The organism is Mesorhizobium sp. M7A.F.Ca.CA.002.09.1.1, from assembly GCF_003998555.1.
Classification (GTDB): Bacteria; Pseudomonadota; Alphaproteobacteria; order Rhizobiales; family Rhizobiaceae; genus Mesorhizobium; species Mesorhizobium ciceri.
This window is the reverse complement of record NZ_RZRR01000459.1, coordinates 1-4,396: the sequence shown is the minus strand read 5'-3', so window position 1 is coordinate 4,396 and position 4,396 is coordinate 1. Positions and strand designations below refer to the sequence as shown.

Sequence of the window (4,396 nt, the reverse complement as noted above, 5' to 3'; positions counted from 1 at the left end):
GCCAATGCATTCGATCCGCCAGAAGGCTCCTTGCGCAAATCGGTTGGGCGCGGCGCGGTTGTCACGGCCATGGCGCAATCGGTGCGGGTCGCGACACAGATTCTGTCGGTTATCGTGCTGTCGCGGTTGTTGTCGCCACAGGATTTCGGTGTCGTGGCGATGTGCGCGCCGGTGCTTGCCTTTATCGCACTGTTCCAGGATTTCGGCCTGACCCAGGCAACGATCCAGAAATCAGGCATCCGGCATGAGGAGGTGAACTACCTCTTCTGGATCAATGTCGCCGTCAGCGCGATCCTGGCTTGCGTGCTTGCGGGTGCCGCGCCCCTGGTTGCTGCCTTCTACGGCGAGCCGCGCGTGACAGGTCTGGTGGCTGCGTTCGGGCTGCAGATCATGGCCTATGGGCTTGGCGCCCAGCATCTGGCGCTCTTGACGCGCCGTATGCAGTTCGGCCGGCTGGCCGTCATCGACGTCGCCAGCGCCATCGCCGGGCTTGCCGTGTCGATCGCCTGGACCTTCATCGATCGCTCCTATTGGGCCCTGTTTGCCGGCACGCTGACCGGTGCCGTGCTGCCGACGCTCTGCTACTGGGCGAGTTCGCGCTGGCGTCCGGGCCTGCCGCGCAAGGTCGCCGGCATCGGCGAGCTGATCAATTTCGGCGCCGGCATCACCGGCTTCAACTTCGCCAATTTCTTTGCCCGCAACCTCGACAACGTGCTGATCGGCAAATATTGGGGCGAGGCGCAGCTCGGCCTCTATGACCGCGCCTACAAGCTGCTTCTGTTTCCGCTGAGCCAGATCACCAACCCCTTGTCGAAGGTGATGGTTCCAGCACTTTCCAGGCTGAAGGACGAGCCGGATCGCTACCGCAGCGCCTATCTGCGCGTCATGCCGCTGATCCTGCTGGTGGCGCTTCCCGGTGTCGCCTTCGCCACCGCGATGTCGGATGTGCTGATCCCCTTCGTGCTCGGCGAGCAATGGCGCGCAAGCGCCTCGATTTTCCTGGCGCTCGGCTTTGCCGGGCTGCTGCAGCCGCTCAACAATCCGGCGGGGTGGCTTTTCGTCAGCCAGGGCCGCTCCGGCGATTTCATGCGCTGGGGCATCATAACGGCCGTGACGTCGGTGCTGGCTTTCATGCTCGGCCTGCCCTATGGCGCGCTGGGCGTGGCGATCGCCTATGCGATCAGCGAATATCTGCGGACGCCGTTCCTATGGCTCTATGTCGGCAAGAGCGGACCGCTGCAGGCGCATCATGTGCTGCGCGCGGCAACGCCGTTCGTGCTTGGCGCCCATCTGGCGCTGGCCGCGATCTGGTTCGTCAAGCCACTGCTGCCGCAGCAGCATGTCGTCGCCCTGGCCAGCAGCGCCGTGTTCGCCTACCTCATCACAATCATCATCGCACTGGCATTCGCCTCCGGCCGCGAAGCCTTGCGCGAGGCGCTCAAGATGCTGCCGGCAAGGCTGCCTGCGGCAGCGCCGCGCGAAGCGCAATAATTTGGGCGTCTTCGACTGCTACGGACATCTCCTCCAGGACCAGGTCTGAACCATGCACTACCGATCGATCTCCGATATGAACGACGCCATCGTCAGGGGCCTGCACCGGCTGCCGCGCGACATCGACCTGGTCGTCGGTGTGCCGAGAAGCGGCGTTTTGGCAGCGACGCTGGTCAGCCTTGCGGCGAACATTCCGATGACCGATCTCGACAGCTTCCTGGCTGGGCGAATCTACACATCAGGCGTCACCAAGCGCCGGGCCGCTCTCGACCGCAAGGTTTCCGAGATGCGCAAGGTGCTGGTGATCGACGACAGCGTCGCCGGCGGCAACGCCATGCGCGACGCACGCGCCCGCATCCAGGCTGCGGGCATCGAGGCGGACTTCACCTTTGCCGCCGTGTTCGGCCTTGAGCCCCTGCACCAGGAAACCGACCTCGTCTTCGAGGTCGTGCCGCATCCGCGCATGTTCCAGTGGAACTTCATGCATCACAAATTCCTGGCGCAATGCTGCGTCGACATTGACGGCGTGCTGTGCCTCGACCCGACAGAGGCGGAAAACGACGACGGCCCGGCCTATGAGAAATTCCTCAGCGAAGCGCGGCCGCTCCATGTCGCGACCCACAGGATCGGCTGGCTGGTCACCAGCCGGCTGGAGAAATACCGCGCGCTCACCGAGGCATGGCTCGCCAAGCATGAGATCAAATACGACCAGCTGATCATGCTCGATCTGCCGAGCAAGGCGGAACGGCAACGACTCGGCGCGCATGGCAGTTTCAAGGCCGATTTCTACCGCAAGTCCGATGCCATCCTGTTCATCGAGAGCGAGCACGAACAGGCGCTGAAGATCACCGAACTGTCAGGCAAGCCGGTGCTGTGCGTCGAAACGCATATGGTCAGCTTCCCCGACGCGCTGTCGCTGCCGGCACTTGGCCAGGCGGCCCGCAACCTGCCGGCAAGGCTGCGGCAGATCAAGTCGCAAGAGGGCCGCAAGAGCGCCGCCAAGACCATTGCCCGCGCACTGCTTGGCGCCCGCGGCTACGAGACGCTGAAAAGCCGGGTCAAGCGTCCGGCCTGACCTGCTCAGGCGGCGTCGTCAGGCCGCCTGTCGCGCGCGCTGCTGCATGGCCCTGTCCAGTATCGAGAAGAAGGTGATGAACTGGCGATCGGGATCGAGTTCCGGGCGCCCGGCGAAGCTGCGAGCGAGACTGGAAAGCCGGTCATATTCCTGGTTGTCGTTCCACAGCCGCCTGACGGCCGCGACCCAATCGGCCAGCGGAGCATCGTAATCCAGCACCACGCCACCGGAGCCGACAGCCTCGGGCAGACCGCCGCGCCGCGAACCGATAACGGGGATTCCGCTGCAATGGGCCTCCGAAGCGACGCGGCCCCACGCCTCTTCCCACTTGCTGGGAGCAAGCAGGATCTTCGTGCGGCCATAGACCGTCTTCATGTCGCTGGTGCGGCTCTCCAGGACGACATTGCCCAAGGGAGCGATCGTCTGTTCGATCCGCGCCCGGTGATCGTCGTCGAGCTTCCAGCTTTCGACGAACAGGAATGGAATTTCGCGGCAGGCGCCGGCAATCCGCACCGCGAGCTCAAACCCCTTTTCCTCATAAGGGTTGATCAGCGTGACGAACTGGCCCGTCGTCGGCGTCGAGTAATGCGCCGGGTTGATGGTTGGCGGGATCACCGCTGCCTCGATGCCGAATTCTTTTTTGTAGGTTCGCGCGGTGAAATCCGAATTGGCAATGTAAAGCGCCGAATGCAATTCGCGCAGATCGCCGCCCAGTTCATGGAACTCGACATTGCGGAGATAAACGACCAGAGGCACGCCCTCCGCCTGCAGCGCCTTGCCGATCGGAACCGATTTGTGACACTGGACCACGGCGACATCGGGCTTCAGCCTGTCGACGGCATAACCCGCCGCTTCCCAGGGAAACCAGGCCCGCACCACCGGATAGCCGGGATAGCTGTCGACAACCGCCGGCTGCCGCAACAGCTTCATCTTGGCGCGTGCCTTGAAGCCGAAGACACCGTCACCGAACAGGGCGGCGAGCACAGCCGCTTCATGACCGTGCTCGATCAACTGTTCGGCCAGATGATGCGTGCTCGACTGAACGCCGCCACTGAACTCGGGCGGGTAGCCGTTGCCGCCTGCAAAGAGAACTTTCATGATCGGGCTCCTTGTCGCATCTCGTATTCCTTGCTCGGAGACAACAGGCAAAGGCCGCCGCCTCGCTTTCGACGTCAGGCAAGTTTCGGCGGCTCCAGATTGGCGAAGGGATTGGTACAGGATTGCCAGCCGGTAAACCGGATCGGGTCGTTGGGCGAACTGCGCCAGGCGTAGTCCGTCAGCATATGGAATTCGGCGACGACCCAGCGGTCGAAATGCAGCAGATCTTCCCGCTTCCGCCGGGGCAGCAAGCGACGCGCGGCGCCCAGTTTGAGCTCCTCCACCAGGGTGACGGCATCACTCAGTTTTTCGCTTGGGAAATTCCATGGATTCCTGTCGCGGAACGCCAGCACGAACTGCTGCAGATGCTCGATGCGGATGTTCAACTTGCCAAGATATTTTTCCAGCGTGACGCGCACCAGATCCTCGTCCGAGAAGGAGGAAACGGTGGCGTAGGCGACCCCCGTCGAAACCACTCCGCCAGCCAAGACGGCCAGGGCCGAGCGTCTGGAAATCTCGATCATGCGATACCTCCTTTCACGCGATCCGGCTCGCCGCCCGCAAGGACAGCGCTGCCGCGGTCAGGCTCGGGTTGGCGCAGGAGCAGCTCGGATAGGTGCTGGTGCCGACGACGACCAGGTTTCTGAGCTGATGGTGGATCATGCCGCTGTCGACCACAGAATCGGCCGGGCCGGTGCCCATCCTCAGCGTGCCCTGGACGTGCGATTCGGT

General features: G+C 63.4%; 5 protein-coding genes. 2 read left to right on the top strand and 3 right to left on the bottom strand.

The genetic code is table 11. From position 1 onward, the window contains the following. Together EN994_RS19640 and EN994_RS19635 are read left to right on the top strand one after the other, a co-directional pair. Positions 1-1,491: lipopolysaccharide biosynthesis protein (locus tag EN994_RS19640; protein WP_164746022.1), on the top strand; the 1,491-nt coding region annotated here is incomplete at its 5' end. 52 nt (positions 1,492-1,543) lie between these two features. Beyond that, entirely contained in the window at positions 1,544-2,566 is a 1,023-nt protein-coding gene (locus tag EN994_RS19635) for a phosphoribosyltransferase family protein (RefSeq protein ID WP_013528105.1), read from the top strand. Positions 2,567-2,584: 18 nt separating this feature from the next. Here the strand turns inward: EN994_RS19635 and EN994_RS19630 are convergent, their stop codons facing one another. The 3 genes from EN994_RS19630 to EN994_RS19620 all read right to left on the bottom strand — a co-directional run. Further along, entirely contained in the window at positions 2,585-3,664 is a 1,080-nt protein-coding gene (locus EN994_RS19630; RefSeq protein ID WP_024501831.1) for a glycosyltransferase, read from the bottom strand. A gap of 74 nt (positions 3,665-3,738) precedes the next feature. Next, complete coding sequence (locus EN994_RS19625; protein WP_013528107.1) at positions 3,739-4,188, bottom strand: hypothetical protein; 450 nt, start codon at positions 4,186-4,188, stop codon at positions 3,739-3,741. A 13-nt stretch (positions 4,189-4,201) separates the two neighbouring features. Next, positions 4,202-4,396: GMC oxidoreductase (locus EN994_RS19620; RefSeq protein ID WP_245466051.1), on the bottom strand; the 195-nt coding region annotated here is incomplete at its 5' end.

Excerpts from the sequence above, each read along its gene's own strand:
- EN994_RS19625 (WP_013528107.1), bottom strand. The coding sequence starts at position 4,188 with ATGATCGAGATTTCCAGACGCTCGGCCCTGGCCGTCTTGGCTGGCGGA.
- EN994_RS19630 (WP_024501831.1), bottom strand. The coding sequence starts at position 3,664 with ATGAAAGTTCTCTTTGCAGGCGGCAACGGCTACCCGCCCGAGTTCAGT.
- EN994_RS19635 (WP_013528105.1), top strand. The coding sequence starts at position 1,544 with ATGCACTACCGATCGATCTCCGATATGAACGACGCCATCGTCAGGGGC.